The following is a 19,578-nucleotide window of genomic DNA, read 5'->3' on the forward strand; positions in this document are numbered from 1 at the left end:
ACGCCAACGCATCCCGTGGGAGTCTGGGTATTTGAGCCAAGAAGAATGGCAAGTGCCCTGCTTCTTCTTGGCTCAAATACCCAAATTCCCGCCACGCGCAGCCGGGCGCACGGGGCCTGTGTCGCGGCGATGTCTATCGCAGCTTCAAAGTCGCCAGACCGATCATCGCGAGGATCAGCGCAATAATCCAGAAGCGGATGACGATCTGCGGCTCGGCCCAGCCCTTTTTCTCGTAATGGTGGTGGATGGGGGCCATCAGGAAGACGCGCTTGCCCGTGCGCTTGAAGTAGAGGACCTGCACGATCACCGACAGCGCCTCGGCGACGAACAGTCCGCCGACGATGCCCAACACCAGCTCGTGCTTGGTGGCCACCGCGATCGCACCAAGGGCCCCGCCAAGCGCCAGCGACCCGGTATCGCCCATGAACACCGCCGCCGGGGGGGCGTTGTACCAAAGGAACCCCAGGCCGCCACCCACGAGGCCCGCGACGAAGATCAGGATCTCGCCCGTGCCGGGCACGTAATGCAGACCCAGATAGTCGGTGAAGTCGGTGCGCCCCACGGTATAGGCGATGATCCCGAGCGCGGCCGAGGCGATCATCACCGGCATGATCGCCAGCCCGTCCAGACCGTCGGTCAGGTTCACCGCATTGGCCGCGCCCACGATGACGATCATCGCGAAGGGGATGAAGAACACGCCCATGTTCAACAGAACATCCTTGAAAACCGGCAGCGCCAGTTGAAGCTGCAGCTCGGCCGGATGGTGCCAGCTGGCCCAGCCCGCCGCAAGCAGCGCGATCGCGAAACCGACGCCAAGGCGCACGCGTCCCGGCACGCCCTTGACGTTGCCCTTCGAGACCTTGGCGTAATCGTCGAGAAAGCCGATCAGTCCGAAGGCCAGCGTCACGAACACCACCAGCCAGACATACGGATTGTCGAGCCGCGCCCAAAGCAGCGTCGAGGTCAGCAGCGCGCCCACGATCAGCAGCCCGCCCATCGTGGGCGTGCCCGCCTTGGACAGGTGCGACGCGGGGCCGTCGCTGCGAATGGGTTGGCCCTTGCCCTGCCGGCGGCGCAATGACAGAATCAGCGGGGGTCCGAAGAGAAAGCCGAAGATCAGCGCGGTCATGAACGCCCCACCGGCGCGAAAGGTGATGTAGCGGAACAGGTTGAAGAAATCCCCGCCATCCGACAAAAGTGTCAGCCAATACAGCATCTATCCGTGTCCTTCCCGGCCCGGTATTTCCTGATCGAGCTTGCGGATTGCCTGCACGACCGCCGACAGCCCGGTGCTGAGCGACCCCTTGACCAGCACCACGTCGCCCGCGTCAAGCTCGTGGCGGACACGCGCGGCCATCTCCTGCGCGGTGTCGCAATGGCGGCCACGTTTGGGCGCGGGCAGCGCCTGCGCCAGCCCCTGCATCAGCGGGCCGACCGTGTGGATCAGGTCGATGCCCTCCATCGCCGGATGATCGGCCAGCGCGCGGTGCATCTCGGGGCCATCGGGGCCCAGCTCCTTCATATCGCCCAGATAGGCGATCCGCCGCCCGCGCGCGACGCGCCCGATATCATGCGTCACCCGCGCCGCGGCCAGCACCTCGAGGGCTGCGCCGACCGAGGCCGGGTTGGCGTTGTAGCTGTCATCATACAGAAGCACGCTATGCGCATCATCCGCGCGGTCGAGCCGGATCACCTGCCGCGCGCCGCGCCCGGCATAGGGCGTCCATTGACCAAGCGCCATGACCGCAAGCGCCATGTCGAGGTCGAGCGCGCGCGTCGCGGCCAGCACTGCCAACCCGTTCATCGCGAAATGCCGCCCCGGGCTCTGGATCCGGAACAGGATCCGTTCGCCCCCGATCTCGGCCTCGGCAATCGTCCGGTCATCGACCAGCCGCACAGATTTAAGGCAGCAATCGTCAGCCTCGACCCCGAAGCCCACGACATGCGCGCCCACGGCGCGTGCCGCGTCGCGCAGGATCGGCGTGGTCTCCAGATCGGTATTGATAATCGCGGTGCCTTCAGGACCCAGCCCCTCGAAGATGCTGGCCTTTTCGCGCGCGATGCCGTCGAGATCGTCGAACGCCGCGAGATGGGCGGCGGCGACGGTGGTGACGATGCCGACATCGGGCCGTGCCATCCGCGCCAGTGGCGCGATCTCGCCGGGATGGTTCATGCCGATCTCGATCACGGCATATTTGGTGTCACGGGGCATCCGCGCCAGCGTCAGGGGAACACCCCAGTGATTGTTGTAGCTGGCCTCGGCGGCATGTGTCCGGCCTTGCGCGCCAAGGATGTCGCGCAGCATCTCCTTGGTCGAGGTCTTGCCGACCGATCCGGTGACGGCGACCACCCGACCCTTCATGCGGGCGCGCCCCGCCCGGCCAAGCGCCTCGAGCGCGGTCTGCACGTCGTCCACGACCAGCAGCGGCGCATCCTCGGCGACCCCGTCGGGGACATGATCGACCATCGCCGCCGCGGCCCCCTTGGACAGCGCGTCGGCCACGAAATCATGCCCGTCGCGCGCGGCCTTGAGCGCCACGAAAAGATCACCCTTCTGCAAGCTGCGCGTGTCGATCGAGACGCCCTGTGCGGTCCAGTCGGCGGTCGCGCGCCCGCCCGTCGCCTCGGCCGCCGCGGTCGCGGTCCACAGGGTCATACCCGCCCCCGATCCAGCACCGATACCGCAAGGCTGGCCTGTTCGGCATCATCAAAGGGCAGCACGTCATCGCCGACGATCTGCCCGGTCTCGTGCCCCTTGCCGCAGATCAGCAGCGCGTCGCCGGGACCAAGCGAATCGACCGCGCGCAGGATCGCCTCGGCGCGGTCGCCGACCTCTTGCGCGCCGGGACAGCCCTGCAGCACGGCGGCACGGATGCTGGCGGCATCCTCGGTGCGGGGGTTGTCGTCAGTCACGACCACCCGGTCGGCGAATTCCGCCGCCGCCTGCCCCATCAGCGGGCGCTTGCCACGATCGCGGTCGCCGCCTGCGCCGACGATGGCGCACAGCCGGCCCATCACGTGCGGGCGCATCGCCTTGAGCGCGGTGGCCACCGCATCGGGGGTATGCGCGTAATCGACAAACACCGCGGCACCGTTCTCGCGCCGGGCAGCAAGCTGCATCCGCCCGCGCACCGTGCGCATCTCGGTCAGGGTCAGGAACACCCGCTCGGGGTCGGCCCCGGTCGCGATGACAAGCCCGGCCGCCATCATCACGTTGTCCGCCTGGAACCCGCCGATCAGGTCGAGCCGTACCTGGTGCGTGCTGTCTTCCCAGTCGAAACGCAGCACCTGCCCGGTGACGTCAAAGCGTTGCGCCACGAGATGCAGATCGGCGCCGGGCCGACGTCCCACGGTGATCAGATCCTGTCCCCTTGCTGTCGCGATCTCGGCCATGCCGGTGCCGCGCGGATCGTCGATATTGATGACGGCGACACCGTCCTCGGGCAGCACACGGGTGAAAAGCCCCGCCTTGGCGTCGAAATACGCCTCGAAATCGGCATGATAATCAAGGTGATCCTGCGTGATGTTGGTGAACCCCGCCGCCAGCAGGCGCACCCCGTCCAGCCGCTTTTGCGCCAACCCGTGCGAGGAGGCCTCCATCGCGGCATGGGTGACACCGGCCTCGGCGCACTCGGCCAGCAGCCGGTGCAGGGTGATCGGCTCGGGCGTCGTGTGGGTCATGGGCGCGCGTATGGCCCCCTCGACCCCCGTCGTACCGAGGTTGACGGCGTCGAAACCAAGCCGCTCCCATATCTGGCGGGTGAAGGTCGCGACCGAGGTCTTGCCGTTGGTTCCGGTGACGGCGACGGCGACCTCGGGCTGGGCACCCGACCACAGGGCGGCGGCAAAGGCGAGGGTCTGGCGCGCGTCCTGCGCAACGACCAGCGCCACGTCGCTTGCCGACAGCGCCTGATGCGCGATGCGGGCGCCTTCGGCATCCGTCAGCACCGCGGCCGCGCCCTGCGCAAGCGCCGTGGGGATGTACGCGGCGCCATGCGCGCGGGTTCCCGGCAGGGCCGCGAACAGCATGCCCTCGCGCACCGCGCGGCTGTCGACGGCCAGGCCCGTCACCCTGGCCTGACGGCCCGCCATCGCGGTCAGGCCCAGCTCGGCCAATGTCTTGATCTGCCCCGCCACGTCTTTGCCCCGCTTCAGTTGGATGCCTGCTTTATAGCAGCAAGGTCCACGGGTTCAATCTCGGGGCGCAGCCCCATCAGCGGGGCGACGCGGCGTATGACCTCGGCGGCCACGGGCACAGCGGTCCAGCCGGCGGTGCGGCGCGGCTCGTCGCCCGAGGTCTCGACCGGCTCGTCGAGCGTGACCACCAGCACGTATTCCGGGTCATCCGCGGGAAACACGCTGGCGAAGGTGGCGATCACCTTGTCGTCGTAATAGCCGCCCGTCGGCTTGGGCTTGTCGGCGGTGCCGGTCTTGCCGCCCACGGCGTAGCCATCCACCTCGCCAAGGCTTGCCGTGCCTTCGGTCACGACCTGCCGCATCATCTTGCGCATCTCGGCCGCGGTTGCCTCGGACATCACCCGTTCGCCCGGCGCGTTGCCCGCATCGTGCAGCAAGGTGGGCACCACACGCCGCCCGCCATTGGCGATCATGGCATAGGCGGCGGCAAGATGCATCGGGCTGGTCGACAGCCCGTGCCCATAGGAAATCGTCATCGTCGAGATCTCCGACCAGTTCCGGGGCAATAGCGGGCTGCTTCCCGAGGCTTCGGTGATTTCCAGCGGCGAGGCCTCCATGAAACCCAGCTTGTCGAGGAAGGCGCGCTGCCGGTCTGCGCCGATCTCCATCGCGATCCGCGCCGTGCCGACATTCGAGGATTTCACGATCACCTTCCGGACGCTCAATTCCGGTCCGTAATTGCGAAAATCCCGGATGCGGAACCGGCCCCAGGTCAGCGGAGTCTCGGTGTTGATCATCGTCTCGGGCGTCGCGAGGCCCAGTTCCAGCGCCTGCGCGATGGCGAACACCTTGAAGGTCGAGCCCAGCTCGTAGACGCCCTGCACCGCGCGATTGAACAGCGGGCTGTCATCCTGATTGCCACTGGTGGGCAGGGCAGGCCGGTCATTGGGATCGAAATCGGGCAGAGAGGCCACCGCGACCACCTCGCCCGTGTCTGCTTCCATCAGGATGCCGGCCGCACCCTTGGCGTTCATGATCTTCATGCCGCCTTGCAGCACCTGCTCCATCGCCGCCTGCACGCTGAGATCCAGCGACAGGGTCAGCGGCTCGTGCGCGCGGGCCGGGTCGCGCAACCGGTCGTCCAGGAATTTCTCGATGCCCGCGACGCCCACGACCTCGGCGGCATGCACGCCCTCGCGCCCGAAGCTGGCCCCGCCCAGCACATGCGCGGCCAGCCGCCCGTTGGGATACAGCCGCATCTCGCGCGGGCCGAACAGCAGGCCGGGCTCGCCGATATTGTGCACGGCCTGCTGCTGTTCGGGGCTGATCGTCTTTCTGATCCACAGGAACTTGCGATCGCCGGTGAAATCCCGGATCAGCCGCGCGTGGTCGAGATCTGGAAAGATCTCGACCAGCTTCTCGGCGGCATATTCGGGATCGACCATGTCGGGGGGCTGCGCGTACAGGCTGTGCGTGTCGAAATTCGTGGCAAGGATGCGGCCCGCGCGGTCGGTGATATCGGCGCGCTGCGCCAGGATCCGCGCGCCCGCGACCCCGGTGCGCGGCTCTCCGGGTTCGGATTGCGCCAACATCGCCATGCGCCCGCCGACCAGCGTGAAGGCGCAAAAGAACGCGACCGCCAGCACCAGAAGCCGCCCCTCGGCGCGCCGCCGTGCGCGATCGCGCATCTCTTCATGACGCAGGCGGATGTTTTCGCGCTCGATCGCATCGGGGTTCTCGCCGCGACTGCGGGCCTCGAGGATACGGGCGAGCGGGCGCAGGGGGGTGCGGGTCATTGCGCGGGCTCCATGTTCGAGACATCGACAGGGTTGGTAATTGGCAGGGCCGGCGGTGGGGGAAACGCGACCTGATCAATTCGGCCGAACTGATAGGGTTGCATCGGCATCAATCCCAACGACTCGTAGTTCATCTCGACCAGGTCCATCAGTCGGTCAGGGCGATTGAGATAGGCCCATTCGGCATTGAGCACCCGAAGCCGCTGACGCGCGTCACCAAGGGCCTGCTGCAGATGCTGCGCGCGGTCCTGCGCCTCTTGCGTGCGGTAATTCTCGCGGTAGGCCCAGAAGGCAAGGCCGATCACGGCAAGCGATGTGAGAACATAAAGCAGGCTGCGCATCATTTGCCTTTCTTGAGCATCGGCATGCCGATCGCCGCACGATCCGCCGGGCCGGCCGGGGCCGCTGTGCGTTGCGCGACGCGCAGCATGGCGCTGCGGGCGCGGGGGTTCTCGGCCAGTTCGCGCGCGTCGGCGCGGGTGGCCTTGCGCGATTTCAGTATGAATTGCGGGTCGGGCTGCACCTGTGCGGGCGCATGGCGGCTGCCGCCCCCCATAGCCCCGGCGCGCGCCTGCAGAAAGCGTTTGACCATGCGATCCTCGATCGAATGGAAGGTCACCACCGCCAACTGCCCGCCGGGACGCAGCGCGCGCTCGGCGGCCTCCAGCCCGTCGATCAGCGCGCCGTATTCGTCGTTCACCGCGATCCGGATTGCCTGGAAACTGCGCGTCGCAGGGTGGGTCTGACCGGGTTTGGGACGCGGCAGGCAACGCTCCACGATATGGGCCAGGCGCAGCGTGGTCTCGATCGGCGCCTCGGCGCGTGCCCGGCCGATGGCCCGCGCGATCCGGCGGCTCGCCCGTTCCTCGCCGTACAGGTACAGGATATCGGCCAGTTCACCCTCGGGCGTCTCGTTCACAAGATCGGCGGCGGTCGGGCCGGACTGGCTCATCCGCATGTCGAGCGGGCCGTCCTTCATGAAGGAAAATCCACGCGCTGCCTCGTCCAGCTGCATCGAGGACACGCCAAGGTCCAGCACGACACCATCGAGATCCGTGGCATACGCATCCATCCGCGCGAAGTTGCCCCCGACCAGCTGCAACCGGTCGCCATAGGCCGCGCCCCAACCCTGCGCCATGTCCAGCGCCACCGGATCGCGGTCCACCCCGATCACCCGGTCCGCGCCGGCCTCCAGCAGGCCCCGCGCGTAACCCCCTGCCCCAAGCGTGCCGTCCAGCCACACCCCGGACACAGGCGCCACCGCCGTCAGAAGCGGCCGCAGCAGCACCGGCACATGCGGGGCATCGCCGGGTGTGGTGGCAGCCGCGGCCAAGGCTCAGATCCCGCCCGGATCGTCGAGCAGGCTCAGCGGATCGAAATCGTCGGGCTGTGCGTCCAGCCACGCTTCGGTCTTGGCCAGTTTTTGCTGCTCGTATGTCGTGGGGTTCCAGATCTGGAACGTGTCGCCGGCGGCAATGAAGAACGCCTCGCCGCCAAGGTCGATCTTCTCGCGCAGCTTGGCCGGCAGCACCAGCCGCCCGGTCTCGTCGATGCTGGTGGGATGGCTCAGGCCGTAGAAGATATGCTGCAGGTAGTTACGCGCGTTGGAGCCGCGCGGCAGGGCGGCGATCTTGGCATCCACCTCCTGCATCGCCTCGACCGTGTAACATTCAAGGTAATTGCGGCGATGGTCGCCGTAGACGATGATCAGTTCGGGGTTCAGCCCGTCGGTCCAGTTCGGGTCAGAGGCTTCGATGACCCGGCGAAACAACGCGGGGATAGACACCCGGCCCTTGCCGTCCACCTTGTGCGTGCTTGCGCCTCTGAATACCCGGCCCACTGTCCCGTTGGTCCCTTTTTGCGCCCCCAGCGTCAAAATGCGCCCCTCAGACACGAAAACAGCGGGTTGATCTGCTGCCACCGATCAACCCGCCGCCCTCGTCCCGCCTTGCGGGGTGTCCGGCTGCGCTTGCCACCTGGGGGGATGTCTGCTCGCCCGCGCGCCGGATCTCTTTATGCGATGAAAGCGGGTGCCTGTATGAAACCTGACTTGGGAGTGTTGGGGTCTTGCTGCCCCTCTTTGATCCCGTCCTCATCGTGTTACCTACATACTATGGGAATTCGTCCCATGGCAATAAATTTCTACCCCAAATTCCATATGATAAGGTTATGCGGTGCCAAGATAATATCACCAATGCATCAATCTGGACGATTTACTGGCCTATATTGATCATTTTTCAAAGTTTGGCACAAAATAAGCACTGATCATCTTGGTGCAGTAATTTCCCATGATATCCAAGATTATTCCACCCATGGCCTGTCTGTGCTATCGGCACCCTGTGCGAATGCAGGGTTCACGCCAAGGTTCACGCCGACTCACGGGTATTTGATTCGTCTCCAACTGGTCCCGCGCACCCCGCCATGAGGCAGCCCACGATTTCCCATACTCGCTCCGCACAACCGCTTCCCGGCGCGCATTAAGGCGAAGAAAGGTTTGTGTGTCGCGTGACAGCGAAGATTGCAGCCGCCGATTTTGGTTCGGGACGTCTTCAATACACAGGTGAACTCATCGATCGACTGGCCTTGAACAGCCCGGCACAAGCCCCGGCACTTTTCATCACATCGCGACCCGCGCCTTGGAACGCGCCGTCATTGCCAGTTATCCCTTGCCCGGATCGGCATCGACGGCGACCGGTTCGATCCGCACGGTCAACAATGGCAGGCTATGCCGCACGTCGCGGCTGATTTCGGTATCGGGTGCTTGGCACATCAGGATGGCCATGGTTCCCTGCGCCGCATCGCGCCGCTCGGGGCGATAGCTGAACGCGCCGCTGACCGGGTCGGGCCGCGACATACAGGCGCGCGTCGGAGACCACAGCCCGGACTGAACCTTGGCAAGCCCCGACGGCGCGGGCAGGCCCCCGGTCTGCGCGAACAGGCGCTATAAGAACCGCCCGCGCTGTCCGCCGACGCGGATCGCCGCGCACACCGCGTCGGGGGTGAACACATCCTTGCCGGTGATCTCGATTTCGGGGATATTGCGCGATCCCAGGGCTGTCGAGGTCAGGCCGCCATCACCGGAATACTCGAATTCGTAGACCGCCCCGTCCGGGGCGCCGCCCGCCATGATGGACAGGCTGATCGTCGTCGTGCTGGAGCCGGGCACGGCATTCACGCTCAGCTCGATGCCGGTGATGCCGTCGAGATCGCCACGGCGCAACAGCCGGTTTCCCAGTTCCGCCTCGACGGAGATCTCTACCGAGCGGAACCACGCCGACCAGTAATCTTGCCCGACCTCGCACAGGAGATGGTCGCGGTTCGTGATCCCGAAATACTGCTAGCGCCCTGTGATCAGTCCCACCGCGATCTCGGCCGGACGCTAGGTGCGCTCGTCCATGAACTGGGCGACCAGGCGTTTCGGCCACGCGCAGACCGGCAGGCAAGGGCGAATGGCGAGGCCGCCGCGCCGGATGTTGCGTTCGGAGCATAGCTGCCAAGGGATCGGCCGTGGCGCGTCACGACAGATCGCCATGTCACCGGCCAGTTCTCGGGCTGTACCGCGCCGAGGTCGCACAACACCTGATCGACCTCGTCCGGCTCATGGTCGAACGGTCAGGTGACCGCGCTGGCGTCGTCGGCGTCACGCAGGAACACGGCGATGCATTCGGCCGAAAGCCCCGCGCGGATCACATCGCAGACACTGTCCCCGGCACCCACCGCGCGGAACACGGCCGTGACATCACAAGTATCGGGCACAAGATCCGGGCAGATCAGCAGGGCAAGGCGATGGCGTATCCTCATGCGGCGTCCTCATTCTTGGATGACGGGCTGGGGATATCGGGCGGTCAGGCGAGGTCTTCGGGCCACGTCCGCGAAAGCTTTGCAATGAAAGCCTCCGCAGTCTTCGTTCGAACATCGCCGCCTTTAAGGAGGCGGTCGATGAAATCGCCTTACCCGGTCAGGCGCTTGGAAAGCCCCCAACGGGGCATCGCTTTGTGAGCCCTAATGGCCTCGGTCAGCGCGAGAATATATCTGATTTGCCTGCTAATGGCCCTATTGGGCTACCGCCCTGACACGGAGGAGGTTTTGGACGCAATCGAAGAGGCACTTCATCACAAGCAGATGTCTGCTGCGGCCGCGTTGGGTTTGGCAGTCGGCAACCCGTCCCTGATCATGAACCGTCGACATCGTCGTGCCGAGAAACCCGAACACCCAATCGAGAACCTTCAGAAGCTCGCGGACGTCTTGGGCCTTGAATTCTACCTTGGCCCGCCGCGCGAGACCGGCCCTGTCTGTACCCGTGCCCTCGACGGGGCCGCGCACACGCCGATCCCTTGCGTCGATCCCCGCCTTGCCGCCGGGGCCGAGAGTCACGACGTCAAATTCGAGGAAGCGCTCGCCTTCCGCCGCGATTGGCTGCGCAAGCGTGGTGTTTTGCCCGATCAGGCGTGCCTTCTGCAGCTGACAGGTGACAGCATGGTTCCGACGCTGCACGATGGCGATCTCGTGATGATCGACGAGCGCCGCACCGCGATCTGCGATCGCCACGTCTACGCCCTGGTCGACACAGATGGCGCTGCCCGCGTCAAGCACGTCGTGACGTCACACGATGCCTAGATCCTGCTGACCTGCGACAACCCTACCCATGTCAGAGAGCTGCCGCACCGGCCCCGACCTGAACCGCGTCCGCACTGGGCGAGATTGTCTGATCCGCGCATGCATGCTGAGCCCGCTCGCCTCATTAACTTCATATGAAGTAGAAATTCCCGATGTGGCAGATCGCAAGACGCCGCCCAAGAGCAGCAACGATCGCGGCGAGCGCCAGACGTCCTCGCGTCGAACTTTCAACGAGTCGATTGATTATGGCGAAGGCAAGCGCGGCGGGTTCGAGCTGTCTCCAACGCGACCGTCTCCGGCCCAAAAGCCCGATAGGGGGCAGGGTAAAACGAAGGGTAGGACCAATGACGGTCGACGACGAACGCCACGGCCTGGCCTGCCATCTGCAACGATGGATGCGCTATAACAGGGCACGTGAGCGGTTCTTCGAGGCCTGGTCGAACACGTTCTCGGTGCTCTCCGTCCTGGCCGGCACATCTGTCGTCGTTGCGCTTCTGGAGAAATCAGCGGACTGGGCTCCGCTTGTCGCAGGCACAACTGTCGCGTCCATGCAAGCGCTCGAACAGGTGCTGCGCCTCGGTGCGAGGTGGCTCGGTTGATCTGGATCGATGTCAAACGTCGTGGAAGCTGGTTCCGCCTCGATGACTTCACTGCCACGCGGGGGTCAGGAAACAGCGCCACGCACATGTCCTCCGTACAGCGCGCGACCATCGATATCTTCCTGTCACCCCCGGTTCTCCGGCGGCGATGCGGGATCGGGTTTCAGGCGGTCTCGCGCCGCCTCACGCGTCCAGCCATTTGTACATCACCCGCGCATCGACCAGCCCCGCCGTCGGATGCCGAAAGGCGCGCGGCAAACAGCCCACGGTCTCGTAACCCAGCCGCTGCCACAACGTGATCGCGCCCGTATTGGTCTCGACCACGAAATTGAACTGCATGGCCAGGTATCCCATGGCGCGCGCCTCGTCCTCGGCGCGCAGGCACATCGCCTGCGCGAGACCCTGCCCGCGGGCGTGCCCGGCCACGACGAAGCCCGCGTTGCAGACATGCGCGCCGCCGCCCGGCTGGTTGGTCTTGACATAGAAGGTGCCGCAGATCTTGCCCGCGACCTCGGCGACATAGGTGGCGCGCGGGGCCTCCATCCAGAGCGCGCACGCGTCCGCGCGCGACAGTCCCGGGTCGATCGCGTAGGTCTCGCCCGCGCGGATCACGCTGCACAGCATCGGCCAGAGCGCGTCGAAATCCGCAGCGCCGGCCGGGCGGATCGCGACACGCCCGGCATCACCGAACTGTGCTTCAGGCGTTGACATCGACCACGACACGTCCCTTGACCTGACCGTTCAGGATGTCACGGCCCAGCCCCGGCAGATCCGACAACGTGGCGGGCTGCACCATCGCCTCGAGCTTGTCCATCGGCAGATCGCGTGCGATACGCTCCCATGCGCGAAGACGGCCCTCGTAGGGCTGCAGCACACTGTCGATGCCCAGCAGGTTCACGCCGCGCAGGATGAACGGCGTGATCAGCGCGCCCTCGATCGCGGCGCCCCCGGCCAGCCCGATCGCGGCGACCGAGGCGCGCATGTGCATCTGCTTCAGCACCCGGCCCAGCATCGCCCCGGCGACGGCATCGACGCAGCCCGCCCAGGTTTCGGCCTCCAGAGGCTTCTTGGTCACCTCCGAAAGCTCCTCGCGCGGCACGATCCGGCTGGCGCCAAGGCCTAGCAGATAGTCCTCCTGCTCGGGGCGTCCGGTGACGGCGGCCACCTCGTGACCCAGATGCGCGAGGATCGCGGTGGCCACCGACCCCACGCCGCCCGCGGCCCCGGTTACCAGCACGGGCCCGTCACCGGGGGTCAGCCCGTGATCCTCCAGGGCCATCACCGCCAGCATCGCGGTGAACCCGGCGGTCCCGACCGCCATCGCAGCCCGCGTATCCAGACCGTCGGGCAGCGGCACCAGCCAGTCGGCCTTGACCCGCGCCTTCTGCGCGTAGCCACCCCAATGCGCCTCGCCGACGCGCCAGCCGGTCAGCACCACCTTGTCACCGGGGCTGTAGCGGTCGTCGTCACTCGCCTCGACGGTGCCTGCGAAATCGATCCCCGGCAAATGCGGGTACGTGCGCACAAGGCCCCCGCCCGGCCCGATGCACAGCCCGTCCTTGTAGTTGAGCGTCGAATACTCGACCGCGACCAGAACCTCGCCCGCGGGCAGATCGTCTTCGGATATATGCTGCACCCCGGCAGATGTCTTGCCGCTTTCCTCGTCCTTCTCGACGATCAACGCGTTGAACATGTCTCTCTCCTTTGCAACCGCAGGACCAGCCCCCTGCTTCATCTTTCCATAAATACTCCGGGGAGCGCGAGGGGCTGGCCCCTCGCTCCCACGCTCGAAGGCCACTCAGGCCCAGAAGCGCTCTTGCACCACTCCGCGCCGCGCGCCGTCGGGGGCCATGACCCGCAGCTCGGTTCCCGGTTCCCAGTCGGTCATCCGCACCATGCCGATGGCGACGTTGATGCCGTGATCCGGTGACCACGCGGCGGAACTCACCCGGCCTACCGGTTTGCCCTTTTCGGACAGTAACGGCCACCAGTCAACGCAGGGTGGCACGGCCGAGCCATCGATCGCGATGGCACGGATCTGCTGCACGGGGCCTTCCTTGGCCACGCGCAGCAGCGCGTCGCGCCCGATGCAGCCGATCGCGGTATGCGTGTTGCAGAACCGGCCCAGCCCGCATTCATGCGGCGTGTTGTCATCGGTCATGTCGTTGCCGTAGCTCAGCAATCCGCCCTCGATCCGCTCGATGAGGTTGGGACAGCCCGCGCGCACATCGAAACGCTGCCCGGCCTCCATCAACGCCCGCCACAAAGGCATGCCGATATCGCCGCCTTCGACATAGATCTCGAATCCGCCCTGCTTGGAATAACCCGACCGCGCGATAACCATGTCGCGGCCCTGGAAATCGAAAAGGCCGAACCGGAAAAAACGCACATTGCGCACCGCGTCGCCAAACACTGCCGCCATCAGATCCTCGGACCGCGGGCCCTGCACCGCCAGTGGACTGACATCCGGCTCGTCCACCAGCACGTCCAGCCGCCAGCCATGCGCCGTCGCCCGCACCCAGTAAAGAAGATCGGAATCGGCGATCGAGATCCACCAGCGATCCTCGGCCAGCTTCACCGCGACCGGGTCGTTCAGCATGCCGCCGGTCTCGTCGACGATCGGCACATACGCGCATTGCCCGGGCGTCATCCCGCGCAGGTCGCGCGGCGTCAGCATCTGCATCAGCCGCCCGGCATCGGGGCCGCGCAGCTCCACCTGCCGCTCGACCGACACGTCCCAGACCTGCACCGCCTGCTTGAGATGCCGGTAATCCTCTTCGATGGACCGGAACACCGTCGGGAGCAGCATGTGATTGTAGACCGTATACGCCTTGACCCCGGCCGCCTCGACACCCTCGGAAAACGGCGTACGGCGCAACCGGCGCGACAGCGACAGGACCGGCGCGGTCATGGCGTTGCCTCCTCTGAGGGCATGAAGACAAGATCCGTGACCGGGGCATCCAGCCCGACACGGGTCAGCATCGCGTGAACTTGCCCGCGATGATGCGTCTGGTGATTGAACATGTGGGTGACGCACACCGCGACAGGGCGCGTCATCTCCATACCCGTCGCACCGGAATACCATGCCAGGTCCCCGGTCAGGTCGAGGCTGCGCAACCGCTTCGCCCAAAGCGTGATGCGCCCGTCCACGGCGAACCGCGCCGCACTCCACGCCGCCCCCGTGGCGGTCAGCGCGGTGCTTTCGCCGATACCGTCTTCCGGGCATGGCTCGCCGGTGCCAAACCGATGCAGCCACAGCCGATCCGCCCAGAGGACGTGATTGAGCGTCCCCAGGATCGTGCCGAAATGCGCCCCGTGATCCTCGGTCAGAACCCCGAGCGAGACCTGGTCAAGCGCCCGCACGATCTGCGCGTTCTGCCACGCATTGTAGCGCGCCATCAGCCGCACATGATCGGCGGTCAGCAGCATCAGCGCGGTCCCTTCCAGTCGATCTGGCAAATCTCGGCGCTGCGCCCGTCGAAATCCCAGACCCGGCCGAAGGCGCGCACACGGCCCTTGGTGGCGGTGGCGACGGTGATGTCGGGGCCCATCCAGTACTCGGTATTGGTGACGACGACATCCTCACCGCCATGCCCCTCGACAGGGACCACCTCGCCCTGGATCTTCTTGCCGACCATCAGCCGGCGCGCCTTTCCTTCCGTCTCGAAGATCACCGGCGCGCGTTCGGCGCCCAGGAACTCGCTGACCAGCACGCCGAACAGGCCGGTGGTGCCGCGCGCACGGCCGCTGAATATGTTGACCAGCGCCTCATAGGCGTCGTCGCTGGCACGCTCGTCGATATAGGCGGCGGCCTTCCAGTTGCCGCGCGCCATCAGGCCGGGGATCTCCAGCATCAGGCCCACGTTCAGGCCCGACAGGTCGGTGTCGCCATACTGGCCCTCGTCGATCCGCACCCCCGACCAGGCCTGGCAGTAGCCCTCGGTGGGCGCGTGCTTACCCAGTGAGATCACGCAGGGACAGAACACCGTGCAGTTGCAGTTGAGGATCAGCTCCCCCTTGATCGTCCAGGGCACGGTGCCCACGCTCGCATCGTCCAGTGCCATTCTCGGCCTCCTCCATTGTCATATCGTCGTCATCAGGACGCACACCGCCCCGACCAGCAGCGCCGCGCCCAGGGGCCGCGTCAGCCAGCGGCCAAGGTCGGGCAGCTTTTCCAGAACCATGATCACCGTGGCCAGCCCCATGAAGGCAAGGTTCATCACCCCGCCCACGAAGGCCAGCGCCATCAGCGCCCAGCAACACCCCAGGCAGACAAGCCCCAGCCGCACGCCGTTGCGCGCCGGCCCCTCGTCCCAATGGGCCATGAAGAACGCCAGCGGGCGGCGGCAGCGCGACAGGCAGGCCTCCTTCAACGGGCTGAACTGGTAGAGGCCGGCGACGGCCAGCAGCCCTGCCGACAGAAACGCCGACCGGCTGTCTCCGAAGGCCGTCACCAATTCAGCGTTGAAAAGCACCATCTGCGCGCCCCCCGCAAACACGGCAAAGCCCAGCCAGACCGCGAGATACCCCGCGACCAACGCGCCGAAGCGCGTATTGCCGGCATGCGCAAGGTCGTCATAGGTCGCAAAGGCCGGCAACGCCGTCGGTGCCATCATCGCGGCCGACATCAGCATCCACATGAGCACCACGCGCCCGAATCCCGCAGCATCCGGCGTCACAACGCACAGGCCCTGCAGAAACCCGCTGCCGTAGATCGCGGCACCATCGCGAATTCCGGCCGGCAGGGCCATGGCATATAGCATCCCCCATGCCCCGAGGATCAGGCCGAAGAGGGCCAGCCAGTGGACCCCGCCCATCCGCCGAACCTGCGCCGCAATCATCACCGCCTCTCCTCGTGTCCTCATCCCTTGACGTGCAAATTGTCATACATTTAAATGTCGGACAAATGAAAATTGATCCCGACAGCAAGACCGACCTCTCGGCCCAGATCGCCCAGGCCCTCCGGGACGCCATCATCGGTGGCGACCTCATCGTCGACGAGCGCCTTCCATCGGAGGCAGAGCTTGCAGAGCATTTCGCGGTGTCGCGCCCCACGGTGCGCGAGGCATTGAAACGGCTGGCCGCCCAATCGCTGATCCGGACACAGCGCGGCGCGTTCGGCGGCGCGTTTGTCAACCGTCTCGGCTACCCCGAGGCGTATGGCCAGCAGATCACCACATCGACGCTGCTTCTGTCGATGAACGCCATCAGCTTCGACGTGGCCTGCGAGGCGCGCTTCGCGCTGGAACGCGCCTGCACGCCGCTCGCTGCCGCCCGCCGCACGTCTGACACCCTCGACAAGATGTACACAGAGATCGCCCGACAGACCCTCAAGGACCTGTCGGACGAGGATTTCTGCGCGTCGGACGTGGCCTTTCACCGCGCGCTGGTCGATGGCGCGGACAACCCGGTGCTCAGCTACCAGCTCGCCGGCGCGGTCGAGGCCATGCAGCCCTTGATGAACATGATCACTTTCACCGCCCGCTCCCGCGCAGCCATCGTGGGCTTTCACACCCGCATTGCCGACGCGCTCGAGGCGCAGGCGGCGGACGCCGCCCACACCGCGCTCAGCGAACTTGAAGCCTACACGCTGACATTGGGCCGGGATGTGGTGGCCGCAGGATCGGGATCGCGCAGGCCGGCCTGACCGACACGGCGTCCGGCCCGCATCGCAACGCCTTCGGCGCGACGCGACCGTCCGCATTCCTCTTTCCGAAAATACTCGATCCCGACCGTTCAGACAGAGACGCGCTGCCAGCGATGCATCACGTCGCCGCCGACGGCCCGCGTCTCGGTCAGGGTGAACCGTCCCGCCTCGTCGAGCCTTGCAAGACCCAAGGCCCCGATCCCCGGCAGCCCCTCGGCCCCGATGGCGAGACCGGCGGTGAACCCGACGAACTCATCGACGAGCCCCGCACCAAGCAGCGCCGCCGCAAGCGACCCTCCGCCTTCGCAGAAGACCCGCGTGATCCCCGCCCGCCCCAGCACCTGCAGGACCGAGGCCGGGTCCACCTGTCCCGCCGTCACGTCACAGGGCAAAAGCCGCGCGCCGACGCCCCGCCACGCCGCGACGATGCTGTCATCCACGTCGGCGCCGTGGCACAGCCAGACCGGCACGTCACCCGCGCTGCGCGCCAGGTTCGACATCAACGGCACGTCGAGCCGGCGCGACACCACCACGCGCACCGGCTGCCGCTGCTCGCCCATGTCGCGCACGGTCAGCATGGGGTCATCGGCGCGCGCGGTGCCGGCGCCGACCATCACCGCATCGTGGCGGGCGCGCTCTGCATGCACCATGCGGCGGGCCTGCGGGCCGGTGATCCACTGGCTGTGCCCGCTGGCGGTGGCGATCCGGCCATCCAGGCTTGCCGCCAGTTTCAGCGTGACACGGGGGCGTCCGATCTCGTTGCGCATCAGGAACCCGGCCAGATCGCGCGACGCCGCATCCACCATCACCCCGGTTGTGACCGCCACGCCACCCGCGCGCAGGCGCGCGAAGCCGCGCCCGGACACGCGAGCATCTGTGTCCTCGAACGGGGCTACCACGCGGGCGATGCCGGCGTCGATCAGCGCGTCGGCACAGGGCGGGGTGCGCCCGTGATGCGCGCAAGGCTCCAGCGTGACATAGGCCGTGGCGCCCCTCGCGGCCTCACCCGCCCGCGCCAGCGCCTGCGTCTCGGCATGTGGACGGCCGCCCGGCGCGGTCCAGCCGCGCCCAACGATCCGACCCGCGCGGACGATCACACACCCCACCGACGGGTTGGGCGCGCAACGCCCCATGCCCCGCCGGCCAAGCGCCAGGGCCATCGTCATGAACCGGGTATCCGTGCCGCTCAACCGCCTTGGCCGTCGGGCGGCAGGCCCGCGTCACCGGGGCGCAACTCGCTGACAAACCGGTCGAAATCGTCGGCTTCCTGGAAATTCTTGTAGACGCTGGCAAAGCGGACATAGGCCACGGTGTCGATCCGTGCGAGGCTTTCCATGACGATCTCGCCCACGACCTTCGAGGGAATGTCCGTCTCGCCCATGCTTTCAAGCCGCCGCACGATGCCGGAAATCATCTGCTCGATGCGCTCGGGCTCTATCGGGCGTTTCTGAAGCGCGATGCGAACCGAGCGTTCCAGCTTGTCACGGTCGAAATCCTCGCGTCGGCCATTGGTCTTGACCACCACCAGATCGCGCAGCTGCACCCGCTCGTAGGTGGTAAAGCGCCCGCCGCATGCCGGGCAGAAGCGCCGGCGCCGGATCGACACGTGATCCTCGGCGGGGCGTGAATCCTTGACCTGCGTGTCGATATTTCCGCAAAACGGGCAGCGCATGGACTGTCCCCCTATCCTGTCTTTGACGTGGCGTCATGGGTCTGCGGCCCATTTACCCACATGGACTATAGGGCAGCCGCAAGGTTTTGGGTAGGGGGGAAATCACACCGCAAGATACGCACAGCATCCGGATTTGCATTGTGCCGGGCAGGCACATAGATCACCGTCAAACAGATCTGAAAAGGAGACATCATGTCAGCCAAGACCCTTCTCATAACCGGCGCGTCAACCGGCATCGGGGCCGAGACCGCCCGCGCCGCCGTCCGCGACGGCTGGCGCGTCGCATTGTTCGCGCGTAGCCAAGACAAGCTTGACGCGCTCGTCAGCGAATTGGGCGGCGATACCGCGCTCGCCCTGCCCGGGGATGTCACGCAAAGGTCCGATCTCGACGACGCGGTTGCCAAGACGACGGAAAAATTCGGCAGCCTCGACGCCGTGTTCGCCAATGCGGGCCGGGGGCTCGACACCGCCGGGGTTTCAGAGGGCGACGCGGACGAATGGCGCGACATGATGGAGATCAACGTCATGGGCATGCTCTGGACGCTCAAGGCCAGCTATGACGCGTTGAAGAAAAGCAAGGGCCACCTTGTGCTGACCGGCTCGGCCGCCGGACGCAAGCACATCAAGGGCTCGATCTACAGCGCGTCCAAATGGTTCGTGCACGGGCTCGCAGGCAACATGGCCGCGGACATGCGCGACTGGGGCGGGCGGTGCACGGTGATCGCGCCGGGCATGGTGGACACACCGTTCTTCGACAGCCCCAAGCCCGAAAAGCTCAAGCCCGAGGACGTGGCCGAAGCCGTCATGCACGCCCTCAACGCGCCCGAGCGGGCCACTGTCGAGGAAATCTTCCTGATGCCCACCAATTGAGGAGGCACGCGATGACAGACAAGAAGACAGACCAAGAGTCGATCGAAACCACCGACCCGTCGACCGGACGGGGATCGACCGCCGATCCGCATCAGGCCGATCTCAACGACGTCGAACCATGGCCTGACACGGACGCGGATGTTCCAGAAACCCCGGACGCGGTCGAAATCGGGACGCCCGACCCCGACGCGGTGCCGGGCACCACGAAAGATCCCAACCAGGCCGACCGGACCTGAGAGG

General features: G+C 66.3%; 23 protein-coding genes. 5 read left to right on the forward strand and 18 right to left on the reverse strand.

Annotation, left to right across the window (positions count from 1 at the left end; translation table 11 throughout):
- Nucleotides 1–133: 133 nt before the first annotated feature.
- The 10 genes from mraY to ACROSR_RS01230 all read right to left on the reverse strand — a co-directional run bounded on the left by mraY (nt 134) and on the right by ACROSR_RS01230 (nt 9,734).
- Nucleotides 134–1,216 (reverse strand): phospho-N-acetylmuramoyl-pentapeptide-transferase, encoded by a 1,083-nt coding sequence (mraY, locus tag ACROSR_RS01185; protein ID WP_432681922.1) that lies wholly within the window; start codon nt 1,214–1,216, stop codon nt 134–136.
- Nucleotides 1,217–2,656: a UDP-N-acetylmuramoyl-tripeptide--D-alanyl-D-alanine ligase gene (locus ACROSR_RS01190; protein WP_432681923.1), complete on the reverse strand. Its 1,440-nt coding sequence runs from the start codon at nt 2,654–2,656 to the stop codon at nt 1,217–1,219.
- A complete protein-coding gene (locus tag ACROSR_RS01195; RefSeq protein ID WP_432681924.1) occupies nt 2,653–4,137 on the reverse strand; it encodes a UDP-N-acetylmuramoyl-L-alanyl-D-glutamate--2,6-diaminopimelate ligase in 1,485 nt (494 codons plus the stop codon). The genes ACROSR_RS01190 and ACROSR_RS01195 overlap by 4 nt, the downstream gene beginning before the upstream one ends.
- Before the next feature lie 14 nt (nt 4,138–4,151).
- Complete coding sequence (locus tag ACROSR_RS01200; RefSeq protein ID WP_432681925.1) at nt 4,152–5,933, reverse strand: peptidoglycan D,D-transpeptidase FtsI family protein; 1,782 nt, start codon at nt 5,931–5,933, stop codon at nt 4,152–4,154.
- Nucleotides 5,930–6,274, reverse strand: a complete 345-nt coding sequence (ftsL, locus tag ACROSR_RS01205; protein ID WP_432681926.1) for a cell division protein FtsL — start codon at nt 6,272–6,274, stop codon at nt 5,930–5,932. Before ftsL ends, ACROSR_RS01200 begins: the two co-directional genes overlap by 4 nt.
- Nucleotides 6,274–7,266 (reverse strand): 16S rRNA (cytosine(1402)-N(4))-methyltransferase RsmH, encoded by a 993-nt coding sequence (gene rsmH / locus ACROSR_RS01210; RefSeq protein WP_432681927.1) that lies wholly within the window; start codon nt 7,264–7,266, stop codon nt 6,274–6,276. Before rsmH ends, ftsL begins: the two co-directional genes overlap by 1 nt.
- Before the next feature lie 3 nt (nt 7,267–7,269).
- On the reverse strand, nt 7,270–7,773 hold the full coding sequence (gene mraZ / locus ACROSR_RS01215; protein WP_432681928.1) for a division/cell wall cluster transcriptional repressor MraZ: 504 nt from the start codon (nt 7,771–7,773) through the stop codon (nt 7,270–7,272).
- An 819-nt stretch (nt 7,774–8,592) separates the two neighbouring features.
- Nucleotides 8,593–8,787, reverse strand: a complete 195-nt coding sequence (locus ACROSR_RS01220) for a hypothetical protein (protein WP_432681929.1) — start codon at nt 8,785–8,787, stop codon at nt 8,593–8,595.
- An 87-nt stretch (nt 8,788–8,874) separates the two neighbouring features.
- Nucleotides 8,875–9,153, reverse strand: a complete 279-nt coding sequence (locus ACROSR_RS01225) for a hypothetical protein (RefSeq protein WP_432681930.1) — start codon at nt 9,151–9,153, stop codon at nt 8,875–8,877.
- A 392-nt stretch (nt 9,154–9,545) separates the two neighbouring features.
- Entirely contained in the window at nt 9,546–9,734 is a 189-nt protein-coding gene (locus ACROSR_RS01230; protein ID WP_432681931.1) for a hypothetical protein, read from the reverse strand.
- 204 nt (nt 9,735–9,938) lie between these two features.
- Here ACROSR_RS01230 and ACROSR_RS01235 point away from each other — a divergent pair, with 204 nt between their 5' ends.
- Both ACROSR_RS01235 and ACROSR_RS01240 read left to right on the forward strand, forming a co-directional pair.
- Complete coding sequence (locus ACROSR_RS01235; protein ID WP_432681932.1) at nt 9,939–10,550, forward strand: S24 family peptidase; 612 nt, start codon at nt 9,939–9,941, stop codon at nt 10,548–10,550.
- A 344-nt stretch (nt 10,551–10,894) separates the two neighbouring features.
- Complete coding sequence (locus ACROSR_RS01240) at nt 10,895–11,149, forward strand: hypothetical protein (protein ID WP_432681933.1); 255 nt, start codon at nt 10,895–10,897, stop codon at nt 11,147–11,149.
- A 183-nt stretch (nt 11,150–11,332) separates the two neighbouring features.
- On the opposite strand, the gene ACROSR_RS01245 is transcribed toward ACROSR_RS01240, so the two are convergent.
- From ACROSR_RS01245 to ACROSR_RS01270, 6 genes are all read right to left on the reverse strand, one after another.
- The gene (locus tag ACROSR_RS01245; protein ID WP_432681934.1) at nt 11,333–11,860 is read right to left on the reverse strand and encodes a GNAT family N-acetyltransferase; all 528 of its coding nucleotides are present in this window, start codon (nt 11,858–11,860) and stop codon (nt 11,333–11,335) included.
- Nucleotides 11,847–12,842, reverse strand: coding sequence for an acryloyl-CoA reductase (gene acuI, locus ACROSR_RS01250; protein ID WP_432681935.1), 996 nt, complete (start codon nt 12,840–12,842; stop codon nt 11,847–11,849). Before acuI ends, ACROSR_RS01245 begins: the two co-directional genes overlap by 14 nt.
- A 105-nt stretch (nt 12,843–12,947) precedes the next feature.
- A complete protein-coding gene (locus ACROSR_RS01255; protein WP_432681936.1) occupies nt 12,948–14,060 on the reverse strand; it encodes a dimethylsulfoniopropionate demethylase in 1,113 nt (370 codons plus the stop codon).
- Nucleotides 14,057–14,578 carry a DinB family protein gene (locus ACROSR_RS01260; RefSeq protein ID WP_432681937.1) on the reverse strand — a complete coding sequence of 174 codons (522 nt, stop codon included), beginning with the start codon at nt 14,576–14,578 and terminating at the stop codon, nt 14,057–14,059. Before ACROSR_RS01260 ends, ACROSR_RS01255 begins: the two co-directional genes overlap by 4 nt.
- Nucleotides 14,578–15,213: a DUF1326 domain-containing protein gene (locus tag ACROSR_RS01265; protein WP_432681938.1), complete on the reverse strand. Its 636-nt coding sequence runs from the start codon at nt 15,211–15,213 to the stop codon at nt 14,578–14,580. The genes ACROSR_RS01260 and ACROSR_RS01265 overlap by 1 nt, the downstream gene beginning before the upstream one ends.
- 18 nt (nt 15,214–15,231) lie before the next feature.
- Complete coding sequence (locus ACROSR_RS01270) at nt 15,232–15,966, reverse strand: DUF2182 domain-containing protein (protein ID WP_432682058.1); 735 nt, start codon at nt 15,964–15,966, stop codon at nt 15,232–15,234.
- 89 nt (nt 15,967–16,055) lie between these two features.
- Here ACROSR_RS01270 and ACROSR_RS01275 point away from each other — a divergent pair, with 89 nt between their 5' ends.
- Nucleotides 16,056–16,796, forward strand: a complete 741-nt coding sequence (locus ACROSR_RS01275; protein WP_432681939.1) for a FadR/GntR family transcriptional regulator — start codon at nt 16,056–16,058, stop codon at nt 16,794–16,796.
- A gap of 89 nt (nt 16,797–16,885) precedes the next feature.
- Here the strand turns inward: ACROSR_RS01275 and ribD are convergent, their stop codons facing one another.
- The gene (ribD, locus tag ACROSR_RS01280) at nt 16,886–17,986 is read right to left on the reverse strand and encodes a bifunctional diaminohydroxyphosphoribosylaminopyrimidine deaminase/5-amino-6-(5-phosphoribosylamino)uracil reductase RibD (protein WP_432681940.1); all 1,101 of its coding nucleotides are present in this window, start codon (nt 17,984–17,986) and stop codon (nt 16,886–16,888) included.
- Entirely contained in the window at nt 17,983–18,468 is a 486-nt protein-coding gene (gene nrdR, locus ACROSR_RS01285; protein WP_432681941.1) for a transcriptional regulator NrdR, read from the reverse strand. Before nrdR ends, ribD begins: the two co-directional genes overlap by 4 nt.
- A 192-nt stretch (nt 18,469–18,660) precedes the next feature.
- Between nrdR and ACROSR_RS01290 the strand changes: the two genes are divergently transcribed.
- Complete coding sequence (locus ACROSR_RS01290; RefSeq protein ID WP_432681942.1) at nt 18,661–19,338, forward strand: SDR family oxidoreductase; 678 nt, start codon at nt 18,661–18,663, stop codon at nt 19,336–19,338.
- Nucleotides 19,339–19,349: 11 nt separating this feature from the next.
- Nucleotides 19,350–19,574 (forward strand): hypothetical protein, encoded by a 225-nt coding sequence (locus ACROSR_RS01295; RefSeq protein ID WP_432681943.1) that lies wholly within the window; start codon nt 19,350–19,352, stop codon nt 19,572–19,574.
- The last annotated feature ends 4 nt before the right edge of the window (nt 19,575–19,578 follow it).

It is taken from the genome of Roseovarius tibetensis, from assembly GCF_050896375.1.
GTDB lineage: Bacteria > Pseudomonadota > Alphaproteobacteria > Rhodobacterales > Rhodobacteraceae > Roseovarius > Roseovarius tibetensis.

What these genes read in the sequence shown, in the direction of transcription:
- ACROSR_RS01235 (WP_432681932.1), top strand. Translation starts at nt 9,939, where the DNA reads ATGGCCTCGGTCAGCGCGAGAATATATCTGATTTGCCTGCTAATGGCC.
- ACROSR_RS01260 (WP_432681937.1), bottom strand. Translation starts at nt 14,578, where the DNA reads ATGCTGCTGACCGCCGATCATGTGCGGCTGATGGCGCGCTACAATGCG.
- ACROSR_RS01200 (WP_432681925.1), bottom strand. Translation starts at nt 5,933, where the DNA reads ATGACCCGCACCCCCCTGCGCCCGCTCGCCCGTATCCTCGAGGCCCGC.
- ACROSR_RS01240 (WP_432681933.1), top strand. Translation starts at nt 10,895, where the DNA reads ATGACGGTCGACGACGAACGCCACGGCCTGGCCTGCCATCTGCAACGA.
- ACROSR_RS01230 (WP_432681931.1), bottom strand. Translation starts at nt 9,734, where the DNA reads ATGAGGATACGCCATCGCCTTGCCCTGCTGATCTGCCCGGATCTTGTG.
- ACROSR_RS01295 (WP_432681943.1), top strand. Translation starts at nt 19,350, where the DNA reads ATGACAGACAAGAAGACAGACCAAGAGTCGATCGAAACCACCGACCCG.
- ACROSR_RS01290 (WP_432681942.1), top strand. Translation starts at nt 18,661, where the DNA reads ATGTCAGCCAAGACCCTTCTCATAACCGGCGCGTCAACCGGCATCGGG.
- mraY (WP_432681922.1), bottom strand. Translation starts at nt 1,216, where the DNA reads ATGCTGTATTGGCTGACACTTTTGTCGGATGGCGGGGATTTCTTCAAC.
- ACROSR_RS01255 (WP_432681936.1), bottom strand. Translation starts at nt 14,060, where the DNA reads ATGACCGCGCCGGTCCTGTCGCTGTCGCGCCGGTTGCGCCGTACGCCG.
- ACROSR_RS01270 (WP_432682058.1), bottom strand. Translation starts at nt 15,966, where the DNA reads ATGGGCGGGGTCCACTGGCTGGCCCTCTTCGGCCTGATCCTCGGGGCA.
- ACROSR_RS01245 (WP_432681934.1), bottom strand. Translation starts at nt 11,860, where the DNA reads ATGTCAACGCCTGAAGCACAGTTCGGTGATGCCGGGCGTGTCGCGATC.
- ACROSR_RS01275 (WP_432681939.1), top strand. Translation starts at nt 16,056, where the DNA reads ATGAAAATTGATCCCGACAGCAAGACCGACCTCTCGGCCCAGATCGCC.
- nrdR (WP_432681941.1), bottom strand. Translation starts at nt 18,468, where the DNA reads ATGCGCTGCCCGTTTTGCGGAAATATCGACACGCAGGTCAAGGATTCA.
- ACROSR_RS01190 (WP_432681923.1), bottom strand. Translation starts at nt 2,656, where the DNA reads ATGACCCTGTGGACCGCGACCGCGGCGGCCGAGGCGACGGGCGGGCGC.
- acuI (WP_432681935.1), bottom strand. Translation starts at nt 12,842, where the DNA reads ATGTTCAACGCGTTGATCGTCGAGAAGGACGAGGAAAGCGGCAAGACA.
- ftsL (WP_432681926.1), bottom strand. Translation starts at nt 6,274, where the DNA reads ATGCGCAGCCTGCTTTATGTTCTCACATCGCTTGCCGTGATCGGCCTT.
- ACROSR_RS01220 (WP_432681929.1), bottom strand. Translation starts at nt 8,787, where the DNA reads ATGTCGCGGCCCGACCCGGTCAGCGGCGCGTTCAGCTATCGCCCCGAG.
- ACROSR_RS01265 (WP_432681938.1), bottom strand. Translation starts at nt 15,213, where the DNA reads ATGGCACTGGACGATGCGAGCGTGGGCACCGTGCCCTGGACGATCAAG.